14 protein-coding genes are annotated in these 16,278 nt (G+C 43.1%); 12 read left to right on the forward strand and 2 right to left on the reverse strand.

What is annotated here, in order from left to right; genetic code table 11:
- Window positions 1-137 precede the first annotated feature (137 nt).
- The 5 genes from opuAA (at window position 138) to AWT60_RS02600 (ending at window position 4,836) form a co-directional block, all read left to right on the forward strand.
- Entirely contained in the window at window positions 138-1,406 is a 1,269-nt protein-coding gene (gene opuAA / locus AWT60_RS02580; protein WP_041106662.1) for a glycine/proline betaine ABC transporter ATP-binding protein OpuAA, read from the forward strand.
- Window positions 1,407-1,416: 10 nt separating this feature from the next.
- Window positions 1,417-2,262: a glycine/proline betaine ABC transporter permease subunit OpuAB gene (gene opuAB / locus AWT60_RS02585; protein WP_039182966.1), complete on the forward strand. Its 846-nt coding sequence runs from the start codon at window positions 1,417-1,419 to the stop codon at window positions 2,260-2,262.
- Window positions 2,262-3,143, forward strand: coding sequence for a glycine betaine ABC transporter substrate-binding protein (locus AWT60_RS02590; protein ID WP_218676865.1), 882 nt, complete (start codon window positions 2,262-2,264; stop codon window positions 3,141-3,143). Before opuAB ends, AWT60_RS02590 begins: the two co-directional genes overlap by 1 nt.
- Window positions 3,144-3,250: 107 nt before the next feature.
- Window positions 3,251-4,003, forward strand: a complete 753-nt coding sequence (locus AWT60_RS02595) for an alpha/beta fold hydrolase (RefSeq protein WP_076840682.1) — start codon at window positions 3,251-3,253, stop codon at window positions 4,001-4,003.
- 110 nt (window positions 4,004-4,113) lie between these two features.
- Window positions 4,114-4,836, forward strand: a complete 723-nt coding sequence (locus AWT60_RS02600) for an SDR family NAD(P)-dependent oxidoreductase (protein WP_142946501.1) — start codon at window positions 4,114-4,116, stop codon at window positions 4,834-4,836.
- A gap of 48 nt (window positions 4,837-4,884) precedes the next feature.
- On the opposite strand, the gene AWT60_RS02605 is transcribed toward AWT60_RS02600, so the two are convergent.
- The gene (locus tag AWT60_RS02605; protein WP_218676866.1) at window positions 4,885-6,012 is read right to left on the reverse strand and encodes a M20 peptidase aminoacylase family protein; all 1,128 of its coding nucleotides are present in this window, start codon (window positions 6,010-6,012) and stop codon (window positions 4,885-4,887) included.
- Window positions 6,013-6,165: 153 nt separating this feature from the next.
- Here AWT60_RS02605 and AWT60_RS02610 point away from each other — a divergent pair, with 153 nt between their 5' ends.
- The 3 genes from AWT60_RS02610 (at window position 6,166) to AWT60_RS02620 (ending at window position 10,427) form a co-directional block, all read left to right on the forward strand.
- Complete coding sequence (locus tag AWT60_RS02610; RefSeq protein WP_025092785.1) at window positions 6,166-7,596, forward strand: YfcC family protein; 1,431 nt, start codon at window positions 6,166-6,168, stop codon at window positions 7,594-7,596.
- Window positions 7,597-7,813: 217 nt separating this feature from the next.
- A complete protein-coding gene (locus AWT60_RS02615) occupies window positions 7,814-8,761 on the forward strand; it encodes an L-lactate dehydrogenase (RefSeq protein WP_218676867.1) in 948 nt (315 codons plus the stop codon).
- Between the two features lie 43 nt (window positions 8,762-8,804).
- Entirely contained in the window at window positions 8,805-10,427 is a 1,623-nt protein-coding gene (locus tag AWT60_RS02620) for an L-lactate permease (protein ID WP_218676868.1), read from the forward strand.
- 219 nt (window positions 10,428-10,646) lie between these two features.
- On the opposite strand, the gene AWT60_RS02625 is transcribed toward AWT60_RS02620, so the two are convergent.
- Window positions 10,647-11,636, reverse strand: a complete 990-nt coding sequence (locus tag AWT60_RS02625; RefSeq protein ID WP_218676869.1) for a LacI family DNA-binding transcriptional regulator — start codon at window positions 11,634-11,636, stop codon at window positions 10,647-10,649.
- 109 nt (window positions 11,637-11,745) lie between these two features.
- Between AWT60_RS02625 and AWT60_RS02630 the strand changes: the two genes are divergently transcribed.
- From AWT60_RS02630 to AWT60_RS02645, 4 genes are read left to right on the forward strand one after another with little or no spacing between them, the layout of a single operon-like run.
- Window positions 11,746-13,071, forward strand: coding sequence for a DegT/DnrJ/EryC1/StrS family aminotransferase (locus AWT60_RS02630; protein WP_218676870.1), 1,326 nt, complete (start codon window positions 11,746-11,748; stop codon window positions 13,069-13,071).
- Window positions 13,046-13,912, forward strand: coding sequence for an HAD-IIB family hydrolase (locus tag AWT60_RS02635; RefSeq protein ID WP_218676871.1), 867 nt, complete (start codon window positions 13,046-13,048; stop codon window positions 13,910-13,912). Before AWT60_RS02630 ends, AWT60_RS02635 begins: the two co-directional genes overlap by 26 nt.
- Window positions 13,909-14,955, forward strand: a complete 1,047-nt coding sequence (locus tag AWT60_RS02640; protein ID WP_218676872.1) for a Gfo/Idh/MocA family protein — start codon at window positions 13,909-13,911, stop codon at window positions 14,953-14,955. Before AWT60_RS02635 ends, AWT60_RS02640 begins: the two co-directional genes overlap by 4 nt.
- 54 nt (window positions 14,956-15,009) lie before the next feature.
- A complete protein-coding gene (locus tag AWT60_RS02645; protein ID WP_218676873.1) occupies window positions 15,010-16,200 on the forward strand; it encodes an MFS transporter in 1,191 nt (396 codons plus the stop codon).
- Window positions 16,201-16,278: the final 78 nt, after the last annotated feature.

Genomic DNA, 16,278 nt, shown 5'->3' on the forward strand with positions numbered 1-16,278 from the left:
ATACGGCGTATAAACTCTAATGACCAGACCTCTATATGGAATTCATACATATTGTGGGGAAATAAGCGAATTCTAAAGATTGTTCGCATCATAACGCTTATGTTACGGTTATAAAGATGCTAATTTGGAGGGAAAATATGAATTCTGAAGAGAGAAATATCAAAATCAAGATAAATAATGTATCTAAAATTTTCGGTAAAAATGCTAAAAAAGCATCTCAAATGCTTGAAAAAGGGAAAACAAAAAGAGAAATCCTAAAAGAGACCGGCGCAACTGTTGGTGTCAATCGAGCAAATTTTGATGTATATGACGGCGAGATATTTGTCATCATGGGGCTATCAGGGAGCGGAAAGTCCACACTTGTGCGGATGCTAAACAGGTTAATCGAACCAACCTCCGGTGAAATATATATTGATGGGGATATGATAACAAATATGTCAAAGGATCAATTGCGTGAAGTCAGACGCAAAAAGATCAGCATGGTTTTCCAAAACTTCGCATTGTTCCCGCACCGTACAATTCTTGAGAACACTGAGTATGGTCTTGAATTGCAAGGTGTCGATAAAGAAGAGCGCAGACCAAAAGCGCTTGAATCTTTAAAGCTTGTTGGACTTGAAGGCTTTGAAGAGCAATATCCAAATCAATTAAGTGGTGGTATGCAGCAGCGTGTTGGATTGGCACGTGCGTTAGCAAATGACCCTGACATTTTATTAATGGATGAAGCATTCAGCGCACTAGATCCATTAATTCGTAAAGATATGCAGGATGAATTGCTTGAGCTTCATACATCTGTAGGAAAAACGATCATTTTCATTACCCATGATTTAGATGAGGCGCTTCGTATTGGTGACCGCATTGTACTCATGAAGGACGGAAATATCGTTCAAATTGGAACACCAGAAGAAATTCTGATGAACCCATCGAATGAATATGTTGAACGCTTCGTTGAAGATGTTGACCTTTCTAAAGTATTAACCGCTGGTCATATTATGAAACGTGCAGAAACAGTTCAGATCGATAAAGGGGCACGTGTTGCGCTTACGCTCATGAAAAACTTAGGGATTTCGTCTATCTATGCAGTAGATAAGAAAAAGCATTTATTAGGTGTCATTTCTGCCCAAGCAGCGAAAAAGGCAGCAGAAACGGGAGCGTCACTTGAAACGGTTCTCGATAAAGAATTTACGACAGTGTTGGAATCAACGTATTTAACAGAAATCTTTGATGCAGTGTCTGATGCGGCAAACATTCCAATTGCAGTTGTTGATGAGAAAAACAGAATGAAGGGCATTGTGGTCAGAGGTGCATTGATTGGTGCATTATCAGGAAATGATGAGTATATCAACATGTCTTCTAACAAGCTAGAGGAAATTAAAGCACAAGAGCCTTCTGCACAGGAGGTAGAATAAGATGTTTAGTATGAGTGATTTACCTAGAATTCCGTTTGCGGAATATATCGATCAATTTGTTGACTGGTTAACATTAACGTTTGGTGGTTTCTTTGATGGCATCACAAATGGATTAGCAGGAACAGTAAATGGGATTGTAGCAGCACTTGGCGTCATTCCATCCATTATTTTAACCCTTATCTTTGCCGGTATTGCTTGGTGGATCAGTACAAGAGGAGTTGCTCTTTTCACACTTATTGGATTTTTACTGATCGACTATTTAGGCTACTGGCATCCAATGCTTCAAACACTTGCACTCGTTTTGACCGCTGTGGTCATTTCCATTGTGATCGGGGTTCCGATCGGTATTTGGGCATCACAGAAGGAAACTGTGCGTAAAATTGTGACACCTATTTTAGATTTAATGCAGACAATGCCTGCATTCGTTTATCTATTACCAGCGATCTTCTTCTTTAATATTGGGGTTGTTCCTGGGGTTGTGGCATCGGTTATTTTCTCCATGCCGCCAACGATTCGTATGACCATTCTCGGTATTAAACAAGTACCGGCTGATTTAATTGAAGCTACCGAAGCATTTGGTTCAACGACATTCCAGCGTTTATTCAAAGTTCAGCTTCCACTTGCAACAAAAACCATCTTAGCTGGTATTAACCAAAGTATCATGCTGGCTCTATCCATGGTCGTGATTGCGGCAATGGTAGGTGCACCAGGACTTGGTTCAGAAGTATATAGTGCGGTAACGCAGCTGAAAACAGGTATTGGTTTTGAAGCAGGTATTGCCATTGTTATTGTGGCGATTACACTTGACCGTATTACACAAAACATTAAAACGAAAAAAACCAGGGGGAATGCTTAATGTGGAAAAAGTCTCTCTACATTGGGATGACCGCCCTGCTCGTCTTTTTACTAGCCGCTTGTGGTGCACAATTGGATTCAAATGCAAGTGCAGCACAGCAGGTCAATAAAACGATTATTGGGATTGATCCGGGTTCAGGTATTATGGCCCTAACCGATCAGGCCAAAAAGGATTATGGCTTAGAGGATTGGACGGTTGTGTCTGCATCAAGTGCAGCCATGACGGCAACGCTCAAAAAATCTTACGACCGTAAAAAGCCAATCATTATCACTGGCTGGAATCCACACTGGATGTTTTCCCGCTATGATTTAAAATATTTAGATGATCCAAAAAAATCTTACGGTGAAGCGGAAGAAATTCATACGATTTCACGTAAAGGCTTTGCGAAGGATCAGCCGGAAGCAGCTAAAATGCTTAGTCAGTTTAAATGGTCTCAAGATGACATGGGTGAAGTCATGATGGATATCCAAGATGGTGTGAAACCAAAGGATGCCGCCATAAAATATGTGAAAAAACATAAAGACCAAGTAGCGAAATGGACAAAAGGCGTGAAAAAGTCGAATGGTGGAAAAGTCAATCTTGCTTACGTTGCATGGGATAGTGAGATTGCAAGTACCAATGTTGCAGCAGAAGTATTGCGTGAACTCGGCTTTAAAGTAACTTTGACTCAGGTTGAAGCAGGTCCGATGTGGACAGCAATTGCAACCGGAAGTGCGGATGCATCATTATCTGCTTGGCTGCCAAATACGCATAAAACGTATGCAGCGAAGTTTAAAGGAAAATATGATGACCTTGGTACAAGTATGAAAGGTCTTCGAATGGGGCTAGTTGTCCCGACATATATGAAGAACGTAAACTCCATTGAGGATTTGAAAAAATAGTCAATGATATAGTGATTCCCTTATAATAGAAGGGAGCATGTTGAAAAAGCAGTCTGCTCAAAAAGCGGCTGCTTTTTTCTTATATAGAAGGATGGAGTTGTCGGGCGATGGATAAGTCAATCATGATTTTTTTGCATGGTGGAGGAGTAAGCAGCTGGATGTGGCAGGAGCAGGTTGAAATATTGAAGGACACGTATGAATGCTTTGCCCCTGATCTCATTGGACACGGGACAAGAGCAAAAGAACAGATATTTTCAATGAATGAAAGCACCCGTGAAGTCATCTCATGGATCAAGGAAAATGCGAATGGCCGTCAAGTGATTCTGATTGGATTTTCTTTAGGTGCGCAGATTGCCGTTGATGTGTTATCAAGAGAGCCAGATATCGTAGACATAGCCGTCATCAATAGCGCCCTTGTGATGCCTTTGCCATGGCTCCATTTCATGGTGAGACCCCTCTTGCCACTGACGTATCCATTATTAAAGAAAGACTGGTTTATCCAGCTCCAAGCCGAAAAGATGGGGCTCCCGCAACATGTACTGCATCATTATGCGGCGGAATCGAAACATCTGCAAAAGAAAACCCTTCTTACGATGTTTCAAGAAAACCTCCATTACAAGCTCCCAGACACGTTTCAGCAAGCGAAGGCACGCATTCTTGTCACGGTGGGAGAAAAAGAAAAAGGAATTATGAAACGGTCAGCAAAAAAAATAACGAATTCACATCCGAAGGCAACAGGCGTCGTTGTTCCCGGTATTGGGCATACATTTACTTTTGAAAAGAAAGAACTTTTTACAGAAATGGTCATAAGCTTTATAGAGGCACGTGCATTACCAGTCGAATTAAAGGAAATCCAGTAGCCGCGCCAATCAATAAGTGAAGACGAGCATAAAAGGGGCGCCGGTCTCTTAGAATCTGTATGATATAGGTATAAAACGCTTTCAGTATGTGTGCCATAGAAGGAGGAGCTATGAGTAAAAACTATATCATATTCGGTGCAAGTCAAGGATTAGGAGATGCTTTTGTAAAGGGTCTTCCTTCAAGTGGAGATACAGTTTGGATTGTGTCGCGAAGTGAACCAAGCAGTTTGAACATAGATGACGGTGTACATAGAATTTGGCTGAAAATCGACTTATCAAGCCAAACGCATATCCCTTATATGCTTGAAGCACTTGAGAACAAGACGATTGATGTACTCATCTATAACGTCGGTTTATGGGAAAAACGAGGCTTTGAAGACGATTATTCCTTTGATCACGATCAGCCAGAGGATATTGCACATTTAATCAATGTAAATGTCACCTCAACCATTACATACATCCAGGCACTGCTTCCGCACGTAAGGAAATCAGAGAATGGGAAAATCATCGTGATTGGCTCAACGGCCGGACTCGATCATACAAACCTGCCGCAGGTCTCGTTTGTTGCATCTAAATTTGGCCTGCGCGGAATTGTGAATGCACTGAGAGAGCATGTGAGGAAAGATAAAATATCCGTCACCTGTATCAATCCAGGAGAGCTGGCTGCGGAGGTTCCGTATGAGGATGGAGCCGAAAAGGCCATCACTCTATATGATGAAACGAGAATCCCTGTCCAGGATATTGTGGAGCTTGCGAGATGTGTGATTCATTTATCAAGGGTATCTTGCGTGAAAGAAATCAATGTTCCAGCTATGACAGATCTGAATGCATAATAAAGCAGACCACCCGCCATGTAGAGAAGGCGGGTGGCTTTTTTATTTTTATGATGAATGCTGCTGGAGTGTTTGATAGACAGCCTCAGTCAAAATCTCAATGCCAGTAAAGATAGCAGAGCGGTCGAAGGTCATATACGGATGATGAAGACCGGGCTTTAAATCACAGCCTAAACCGAGCATCGTGGATTTGATATGCGGAAGCTTTGCTGCATAAAAGTGAAAGTCCTCTCCACCTGTTGTGACGATCGGGGGATCAAGCTGCTCTTTTCCTAAAACCTGTTCAATTGCATGAGACATGATCTGGACAGCTTCTTCATTTAAGGTGGCGGCAGGCAGACGATGGTCTGTTGAAAGTGTAATGGAAGAGCCAAAGGCATCCGCTACAGAATGAACCGCTCTTTCAATTTCTTTTTCTAGTTCATCCATCACTTCGTTTGTTTGCGCCCGTACATCTAATGTAAAAGAAGCTTTGCCTGGAATGATGTTTGAGCTGCCCCCGCCAGCATGTAAATTGGTCATTTTGACAGAATGCGCGACTCTTGGATCGACATGGATATGCGCGAGTCTCTGCACGAGGGTTGAAGCCACTTCTATGACGTTGACGCCAAGATGTGGACGTGCCCCGTGCGCTTCCTCGCCAATAATGGTGCCGACGTAATGATTACTTGATCCGTGCAAAATAGCAGGAGCGCAGCGTCCGTTTAATGTTTCTTGAATTGGGCGCACATGTACGCCATATAAGTATTCGACATCTGCGAGTACACCTTTTTCAATCATTTTCAGCGCACCGCCGCCTCTTTCCTCAGCAGGCTGAAAGATGAAACGGATCGTGCCGTTCGGGCGTTCTTTTTCCTTTAATGCCATGAAGGTGCCAAGAGCCATTGTCATGTGTGCATCGTGGCCACATGAATGATTGGCTTGAAACTCACCATCTACTTCCTGCCAAAGTGCATCAATATCAGCTCTCACAGCGACCACTGGTGCGCCTTCTCCAATTTCACCGATCACCCCTGTACAGTCGTCAAATGTTTGAGTTTTGCAGCCCAATTTTTTCAATATATCTTCAATATAAGCGGTCGTTTCTGTTTCTTCCCAGCTGATTTCCGGGTGGGCATGCAAGTGTTCAAAGATGTCTGTCACGGTTTGTTTCATTTCGTTTGTCAAAGTTGTCATGAGAAGCCTCCTTGCTGACAGATAATCTGCCAAAACATTATTTTAATGAAATAATATTGCTCTTAAATATCAACAGTGTTTATAATATAACACATCATTTGATTATTCTGAAAATTAAGTGAAATTCCGATCGGGACAAAGGGGTTTTGACACATGAAAACAGCGACAGTATCAGCACCAGAGAAACAAAAACGAAAACTTCAAATGCCGGATGCGTATGTTCTCTTATTTATGATTGCACTGATTTGTACAATCGCAACGTATTTTGTACCAGCGGGTGAGTTTGACCGAAAGACATCTGGGGAGATCACAACAGCTGTTCCTGGCAGCTATCACCGCATTGATCAATCACCAGTGAGTCCAGTTGGCTTTTTCACAGCGATACAAGAAGGAATGGTAGGGTCCTCTTCTATTATTTTTCTGATTCTATTTACGGGCGGAACCATTGCCATTCTGGAGAAGACAGGTGCTATTAACGGGATGATTCACCATGTCATCAGCCGGTTTCAAACGAAGCAATTATTGTTTATTTGTATTGTTGGGGGATTATTTTCAGTCCTTGGAACGACCGGAATTGTCGTGAACTCTGTCATTGGGTTTATTCCAATCGGCATCATTGTAGCACGATCCTTGAAATGGGATGCTGTAGCAGGAGCGGCTGTCATATACATCGGCTGTTATGCAGGATTTAACGCAACGATTTTATCTCCATCTCCATTAGGTTTATCACAAACGATTGCAGAGCTGCCGATCTTTTCCGGCATTGGCCTGCGTGTCATTATTTATCTTTGTTTTCTTATTTCTAGTATTGTGTACATCTATTTATATACAAGACGTCTGAAGAATAAAGAAAAGGGAAGCATTCTTGGCGATCAATGGTTTCCTGCTAAGGGACTTGGCGGTGCCGATGCGGAATCTGTGGACAAGCCTGCATTTACTGGCAGACATAAGCTGATTTTAGCAGTGTGCGGATTGTCACTTGGGGGTTTCTTATATGGCGCACTTCAGCTTGGCTGGACCGATAAGGAAATGGCCGGTGTGTTCATTTTTATGGCTATCGCTGCTGGACTGCTCGGCGGTTTAGCGGCCAATGATATTGCGAAAACGTTTATTATCGGGTGCCAAAGCCTTGTATACGGCGCACTTATTGTTGGGATGGCACGCTGTATTTCGGTCATTTTAGAAAACGGGAAGCTGCTTGATACAGTGGTCAACGGCTTGGCGAGTATGCTGACAGGCTTTAGTCCAATCGTTGGTGCGATCGGGATGTATATTGCGAGTGCGCTTCTTCACTTTTTGATTTCATCAGGATCAGGAGAAGCCGTTGTCTTTATCCCAATTCTTGCGCCGCTCGCTGATTTAATGGGTATCACAAGACAGGTAGCTGTAGAAGCGGTAATGCTTGGTGAAGGGGTGGTCAACTGTATCAATCCGACTTCCGGTGTGTTGATGGCTGTGCTTGCTGCAAGTGGTATTCCTTATGTAAAGTGGCTGCGTTTTATGGTGCCGCTTGCCCTCATTTGGTTTGTCATCGGTCTTGTGTTTATTTGTATCGGGGTCATGATCAACTGGGGACCTTATTAAATATGTAGGAAGCTGCCGACGAGCGTTTGGCAGCTTTTTTCTTGTGGAAATATGTATGGAGCCAGCGCTTTGAAAGCACAATAAATGTGTTCACAAATTCGCTACATATTTTTTTTGAGCAGCCCCCTTGCAAAAGTTTGTGAAATGTTGCACAATAAGAATGTGAAATACTTCACATAAGGAAAACAGCCTAGTTTTACTCAGGAGGATGAGATAAATGACAAACGAAAAAGTAAACAAAGTAGCCCTTATTGGAGCAGGTTTCGTCGGCAGCAGTTATGCCTTTACATTAATAAATCAAGCAATCACAGATGAATTGGTTGTCATCGATTTGAATCAAGACAAAGCAATGGGTGACGTGATGGATTTAAACCACGGAAAAGCATTTGCCCCGCATCCTGTGAATACATGGTATGGAGATTATGAGGATTGTAAGGATGCAGATATCGTCTGTATCTGTGCTGGTGCAAACCAAAAGCCAGGTGAAACAAGACTTGCCCTTGTTGAGAAAAATTTAAATATATTTAAAGGCATTGTAGAAAACGTAATGAAAAGTGGATTTGATGGCATTTTCTTAGTGGCCACAAACCCAGTCGATATTTTGACATATGCGACTTGGAAATTCAGTGGTCTTCCAAAAGAACGAGTGATTGGCAGTGGTACGACGCTTGATACGGCAAGATTTAGATACATGCTCAGTGAGTACTTTGACGCAGCGGCACACAACGTGCATGCGTACATCATTGGAGAGCATGGAGATACAGAGCTTGCTGTTTGGAGTCATGCAAATATTGGAAGTGTACCGATTACAGAATTAATGAAGAGAAATGATCAATACAAACAAGAAGACTTAGATGAAATCATGGAAAATGTCCGTCATGCCGCTTACCAAATCATTGAGAAAAAAGGCGCCACTTATTACGGCGTAGCAATGAGTTTAGCCCGCATTACAAGAGCGATCCTGCACAATGAAAACAGCATTTTAACTGTCAGCACTTACTTAGATGGAGAGTACGGAGCAGAAGATGTCTACATTGGTGTACCTGCCCTTGTGAATCGAAATGGCGCGACAGAAGTAATGGAGCTTGCATTGAACGACACGGAGAAAGAAAAATTTGCACACAGTGTAAATGTGTTAAAAGAGATTTTGGCTCCTCATTTTTAATCAATCAAAAGCAACCTATCTGAGCAGAAAAGGATGAATCACTATGTGGCAGCAAATATATGATCCGTTTGGTAATGAATTCGTCAGTGCATTGGTGGCAATGCTCCCAATCTTGTTTTTCCTTCTTGCATTAACCGTTTTTAAGCTAAAAGGTGTTTTAGCCGCTTGTTTTACCTTAATCGTCAGTTTTGTAACAGCTGTTTTCTTCTTTCATATGCCGGTTGAAAAGGCATTATCTGCTGTGCTGCTCGGTATATCTAATGGGCTGTGGCCGATTGGATATATCGTCATCATGGCGGTATGGCTCTATAAAATTGCTGTGAAATCTGGTAAGTTCGATGTCATTCGATCTAGTATTGCAGGAATCTCTCAAGATCAACGTCTTCAGCTCTTATTAATTGGTTTTAGTTTTAACGCATTTTTAGAGGGAGCTGCTGGGTTTGGTGTACCGATTGCGATCAGTGCCGCTCTCTTAACAGAGCTTGGGTTTAAACCGCTGAAAGCTGCGATGCTCTGCTTAATTGCCAATGCTGCGTCTGGTGCATTTGGTGCTGTGGGCATTCCAGTGATTACAGGGGCGCAAATGGGCAATATGACGCCGCTTGCGTTATCTCAAACTCTTGTATATACGATCCCGTTTATTTCATTCTGTATTCCGTTCCTCCTCATTCTGATTGTAGATGGATTCAAAGGAATCAAAGAAACTCTGCCAGCCTTACTTGTTGTGAGTGGAACCTATGCCATTTTGCAAGCTGTCACAATGGTGACGATGGGACCTGAGCTTGCCAATATTATTTCTGCCTTGGCAAGTATGGGAGTTTTGGCTTTATTTCTTCGGAAATGGCAGCCAAAACACATTTATCGTGAAGAAGGAGCGCCAGATATTGAACAGAAACAAACGTATCGCGGCGTTGAAATACTGAAAGCATGGTCTCCGTTCTATATTTTAACTGCTGTTATTACGGTATGGAGTCTGCCAGCATTTAAAGCATTGTTTGCTGTAGGAGGTCCGCTTAACTGGACGACCATTTTAGTGAAAATGCCATTTTTACATCAGCAAATTGTGAAATTACCACCAATTGCACAACCGGAAACACCTATTGATGCGATCTTTAAAATTGATGTCATCAGTGCAACGGGGACCGCCATTCTGATTGCGGTCATGCTGACAGGGCTGTTTAGCAGACATATTACATTAACAGAAGGCGCTGTCTGTTTAAAAGCAGCGGTGAAAGAGCTTTGGGTTCCTGTTCTCACTATTTGTTTTGTCATGGGCTTTGCCAACCTTGCCAACTTTGCTGGACTAAGTTCAGCGATTGGACTTGCTCTTGCCAAAACAGGCGATCTGTTCCCCCTTGTCAGCCCAGTGCTTGGCTGGATCGGTGTGTTTATTACGGGGTCTGTCGTGAGTAACAACGCCTTATTCGGTAACCTTCAAGCGGTCACTGCTTCTCAAATCGGCTCACAGGCAGGTTTGTTAATTGGGGCGAATACGACCGGTGGTGTGATGGCGAAATTAATTTCTCCCCAATCAATCGCTATCGCTACAGCAGCTGTTGGAGAAACAGGGAAAGAATCTGAGCTCTTCAAAAAGACCGTGAAGTACAGCTTCATCCTGCTCGGTATTGTATGTATATGGACATTCATTCTCGCTCAATTTGTATAGGTTAATAGATAGGTATAAAAAAGACTGAGATTTCTCTCAGTCTTTTAGCGTGTAGACAAACCCTCGCATTCGGTGTCAGGTCTGCGCTCCGGTGCTCGTCCTTCCTAGGGCTGCAAAGGTTTTCTATCACGCTGAAAAGAAGACAAAGGGCTAAAATCAACATCATTTTAGCCCTTTGTCAACAATTTGAAGGACTGAGATTTCTCTCAGTCTTTTTCTTTATGTAGATTCTCTTGTCACGAGCCGGGTGGGCAGCTGGATATGTTCGCGCTGTAATGGTTTTTGGTCTTGCAGGAGTGCGATCATTTGCTGTACAGACCGCTGGCCAAGCTCTACGATCGGTATGTCAATTGTGGTGATCGTTGGAGCTGTCACCTCACATATGTCTTGGTTGTCATAGCCGATGACCGCTAGATCCTTGGGGATTTGATAGCCATATGAAATGGCCTGTTTAATGAGCCCAGCTGCGACTTGATCATTGCCGGTGAAAATGGCATCAGGCGCTTTCTTCATGTGATGGATGACATCCATTAAGCGAAAGCCGTCTTCAATGGTAAAGGCCTCTCCAAACAGCCAATCGTCTTGCAGCGGCAAACCGTGAGCAGAGAGTGCATCAAGATAGCCCTGTTTTCTTTGTTTCTGCGCTTCACTGCTTTCTGTATCAAAGCAAAACCCAATCGATTTTCGCCCCGACCGAATCAAGTAGTCAACGGCTTTATAGGCGGCTTCCCGTTCATCGTAACCAATAATCGGGATGTTTGCTGTTTGATGATATTCATTAGCCATGACAATGGGGCCGTTTGTTAAAAATGGCTCGATCTTTTCCCACTGATTTTCTAATGCCCCCAATATGACCCCATCTACTTCTTTTCTTTTTAATAATTGAAGCCCTTCAAGCTCCAATGCTTCTTGATAAAACGTCTGAAGCACGATGGCTTTATATCCTTGATCAAGGGCTTCTTTTGAAATGCCTTTAATCAATTGTGCAAAAAAAGGATGATCCACAGCTGGAACAGACACAGCAATGGTTTTTGTCTGATGTGACCTTAGTGTGCGGGCTGCTGAACTCGGTGTATATTCCATTTCTTTCATCACCTGTAAAATGAGCTGCCGCTTTTCTTCTGACACATATGGGTGATGGTTTAGCACTCTGGAAACGGTGGTGGTTGAAACCCCGCAGCGTTTGGCAATTTCATAAATTGTACACATATTAACAAATCCTTTACACAAAGTTATTGTTCTGAAATCGATAACATCATTTACAATGTGAAACAAGTTAAATATTAACAAAAGGAATTGATTAATTGGAGGGAATGGAATGCAAATATTGACGAAGATATCAGGTAAAAGCAAGGATTATCTTCCTTTGCTGGATATGATCAATCAAGGTGTTCAAGTAAAGGCCGATTCAGTTGAAAAGCATCTAGCAAATGAAAAGCTGGTGACGTTCCTTGAGCAAGATATAGAGCGCACAGGTTTGGAAAAAATTCTCTTCCATTATAAACAAAATAAGGAAAAAAAGATACCGTTTCTGCCAGTTGACAAACTGATTTCAGAAGATGAAATCGATGATATTATGCTGGTGCTGAAGGAAGTATTGAGCTCTGGCCGTTTTACTTCAGGGCCATATATTCCGACGTTTGAAAAGGCGATTGCTGAGTACTTAGGGAAAAAATATGTCATTGCCACGTCAAGTGGAACAGATGCATTGATGATCAGTCTCATATCAGCAGGCGTCCATCCAGGAGACGAGGTGATTTTGCCGGCCAATAGCTTTGCTGCAACAGAAAATGCAGTGCTTGCCATTGGGGCTGTTCCGGTTTATGCCGATATCGATCCTGAAACCTACTGCCTCTCACCGAGTGAAATAGAGAAGCATATCACAGATAAAACGGTATGCATTCTACCAGTTCATTTATATGGAAAGCAAGCGGATATGAAGGAGATTTCGGCGATTGCGAAACAGCATGGGCTGAAAATCATTGAAGACGGCTGTCAAGCGATTGGCAGCAGCGGCCTTGGCGCTTATGGAGATGGACTTGTTCTCAGCTTTAATCCATACAAAAACCTTGGGGTCTGCGGAAAGGCAGGAGCCATCGCTACAAATGATGAGGCCCTAGCGGAAAAATGCATGGAGATCAGCTATCACGGCTTTGAAGCTGGAAAGAAAAATGTCAAACGCAGTGACTACGGCTTTAATTCCAAAATTGATAATTTGCAGGCAGCGATCGGACTCGAACGAATGAAGTATTTAGGATTGCAAAACTTTAAACGTTTTTACTTAGCCAAGCGATACATTGACCAGCTGCAAACGCTTGAGGACGAAGGATACATGAAGCTTCCGAAGCTGACAGATGATCATGTCTGGCACCTATTCCCGATTAGAGTGCTGAAGGGAGAACGAGATGAGCTTGCAGCGAAATTGCTGGAAATGGGCATAGAAACAGATGTTTATTACCCGATTCTATCGCATCAGCATCAAACAAATCTTGTTTCTCAAAAGTATAAACGTACGACACTTCCACACACGGAAAAAGCAGCACAGCAATTACTTCACTTGCCGCTGTATCCAGGTATGCCGCTGCAAGATCAGGAGAAGGTCATCGAGGGGGTTCATCATGTTATCAAGTCTTCCATTCAATAAAAAGCTACTGAATCAGCCGGAAAATCCGAAGTGGATCGTCTTCTGTGATTTTGATGAAACCTATTATTCTCACGGAATGACCGATGAGCAGAGAGAGGATGTAAAGCGGCTGGAAGCCTTTGTGGCAGAAAAGAGTGAAGCGGGACAGCTCTTGCTGGGCTGGGTGACGGGAAGCAGTCTCGATTCTGTCACGAGCAAAATGGAAAAAGGCGGGTTTCATCAATTCCCGCATTTCATTGCGTCGAACTTAGGAACTGAGATTGTATATACGTCGGATGCCCATTTTGGACAGCCAGATGCAGAGTGGATGAAGCGGCTGGATGCGCAGGGCTTTTCAGATGAAAAAATCGAAGACATCCTGGAAACCATCCGAGAAAAGGGAATTTCCCTTAGGCCGCAAACGCAGCTGGGCAGCTCAGGGTATAAGAAGAATTTCTATTATCAGGAGCAGGATGAACGGACAGATCTTCATCATCTATCATTTATCCAAACACTGGCTAAAGAGCGAGGCGTGGCGGTCAATATCAACAAATGCAACCCGCTTGCAGGAGATCCTGAGGATTGCTATGATGTCGATTTTTTACCAGTCGGAACAGGGAAGGATGAAATTGTCCGTTTTATGCTGAACCAATATGATTTATCGAAAGATCAAGGCTTTGCCTTTGGTGATAGTGGCAACGATTTGCGGATGCTTCAATCCGTCACACATGGTTTCCTTGTCCAAAATGCGACAGCCGAAGCCAAACGGCACCATCACCAAATTTGTCATCATGGGTATGCAAAAGGAATCTATGAAACACTGAAAACAGTGATGTATAAACATGAGGAGGCACATTCATGAAGAAAATTGGAATTGTTGGAGCAGGGAATATTGCAAAAGCACATGCAAGAGCATTATCAACGATCAAAGGTGCAGAGTTATCCGGTGTCTATGATTTGCACGAGTCAGTTGCACAGGGATTCATTAAACAGTACGGCGGACGTGTGTATTCAAGTATTGAAACACTAGCAGATGCATCTGATGGGTTGATCATTGCCTCCCCTAATTTTTGTCACAAAGACCATGCCCTTCAGGCACTAAGAGCAGGACAGCCCATTTTATGTGAAAAGCCGATGGCTGTGTCGCTGAAGGAAGCGAAGGAAATGGTGGAGACAGCCAAACAGTTCCAGGTTCAAGCCAGTATGGGCTTTAACTATCGTTACTTATCCTTTGTGAATATTTTGAAGAACTTGATTGCCAATGGTGAATTAGGCCGCATTTTGACCGTCAGGACTCATTTTAAGAAAAACAGTGCCCTCAGAAGAAAGACATTTTCATGGAGAGACGGCGGTGAGAGTCTGCGCACGAGCGGTGCATTAGGGGATCTTGGTATTCATTTAATTGATATGCTGTGGTACTTATTTGGCAGTGACATGAAGAAAGAATCACTTAATACCAAGATGCTGACACATGTAAAGGAAAAAGAAGAGAAAAAGGTGCAGGTGGATGATCATACCGAAATTTTCGGTCAGATGGAGAATCAAGTGTTCTTTCACTTGGTCACATCCAAAAGCACGCAGCCTGAGGAATGTGGATTTAGTGTAGAAGTCGTTGGTCATGACAAGGTATTCAAATACCATACGAACATGAAAAACGAATATGAGATCAGTGATGGATTGTGTGTGGAGCGTCATCAAATGCCGCAAACTTTGCTGACAGATCCGCCAAATGAATTTTACGGATGGTCCGATACATTCCGCGATCAGCTGATGCATTGGGTGAATACTGATCCATACCCATCTCATATGAAGGTCGCTGATTTTGAAGATGGTTATCGCGCTCAGACTGCGCTCAATACATGCTTTGAAAGGGAAGAGGCAGTCGTCTCTGCCCAGGCATATTAAAGAGGTGGAGCGGAGGATATCATGACTCCGCTCCTTTTTAGAGGAAGTGAAAAGATGAAAAAGGTATTTTATTTTGGCTGTGTCTTTTATTTTTTTATTGGGACCATTCATGTATTTTTTGGCAGTTTAACACCTTATTTACTGTCTAGTTACGATAAGGGCCCAGGGGAATTATCATCTTTAATTTTTTTTCAGTTTATTGGTTTTTTGACAGGTGTTCTGTTATCCCCCATTTTAGTGAGAAAAAAAGGCTATGGCGCTGTGCTGACGATGGGTCTTTTGCTGATGATCGGCTCACTTCTGCTGGGGCTATTGGTGCCGGGCTGGACAACGCTTGTGCTGGCAGGTTTTTTTCTTGGGAGCGGCGCTGGCAGTCTTGAGACAACAGCCGGTGCGTATGTCATTTCGATGGCTAATAGTGCAAAGCGAATCAGTATTATGGAAGTCTTTTTTGGATTAGGTGCGCTGTTATTTCCGCTAGTGATTCTGCTGACTGTCACAGAACAGACATGGCAGTATGTGTTTTTATTTCAGGTGGGTGCGCTGACATTTTTCCTCATGCTCTGGCTGGTTTTTATGAACAAACTGCCTCATGGACAGATGGATGCTCCCTCCACAGGGGGGACGCGGAAACCGTCTTTACTTGTTGATCGAAATAATCGAATGATTGTGGTGATCATGATTTGCTTTGCCTTTTTCTACGCAGGGATTGAAACGAACTTTGCGAATTTTTTGCCGTCGATCATGCTGGAAAAAGGGGGAGAAAATTGGGGACTCTTTGCGGTCTCTACTTTCTGGACAGCGATCGTCATCGGCAGAACCGTGATCGCGAGAAAAGCTGATCAGCTGCATCCGCTGCGTTTTTTAAAGCTAAGTGCATCACTGATGATTTTGCTGCTTATGATATTCGCTCTGACAACCCACATTACCGCGCAGCTGATTCTCATCTTTTTCATCGGCCTTTGCGCAGCTGGCATGTTCCCAATCGCACTGACAGCGTCTGCCTTAATGATTGAAAATGCCATCGATGAGGCGACAAGTTATTTTATTGCAGCCGCGAGCTTAGGCGGAGCCTGCTTGTCCTTTTTGATTGGATTTAGTCTGGAATGGGCAGGAGCGGCTAGTGCCGTCTTTGTATTTGCTTTCTTAGCTGTTCTTCTGTTTGCAGCTGCGATTCAAATGAATCGTTTTAAGAAAAAAGAAACGGTATATGCGCAGCAGTCAGCACTGAAAGCAGACCGCTAAGCCTCCACCTGAAATGATGACAAAGGACTTGTACTAAAACGCAGAAAGTTTGAATAACATGTACAAGTCAGCATCAAA

It is taken from the genome of Bacillus sp. F2HM, assembly GCF_019266135.1.
Classification (GTDB): domain Bacteria; phylum Bacillota; class Bacilli; order Bacillales; family Bacillaceae; genus Bacillus; species Bacillus safensis.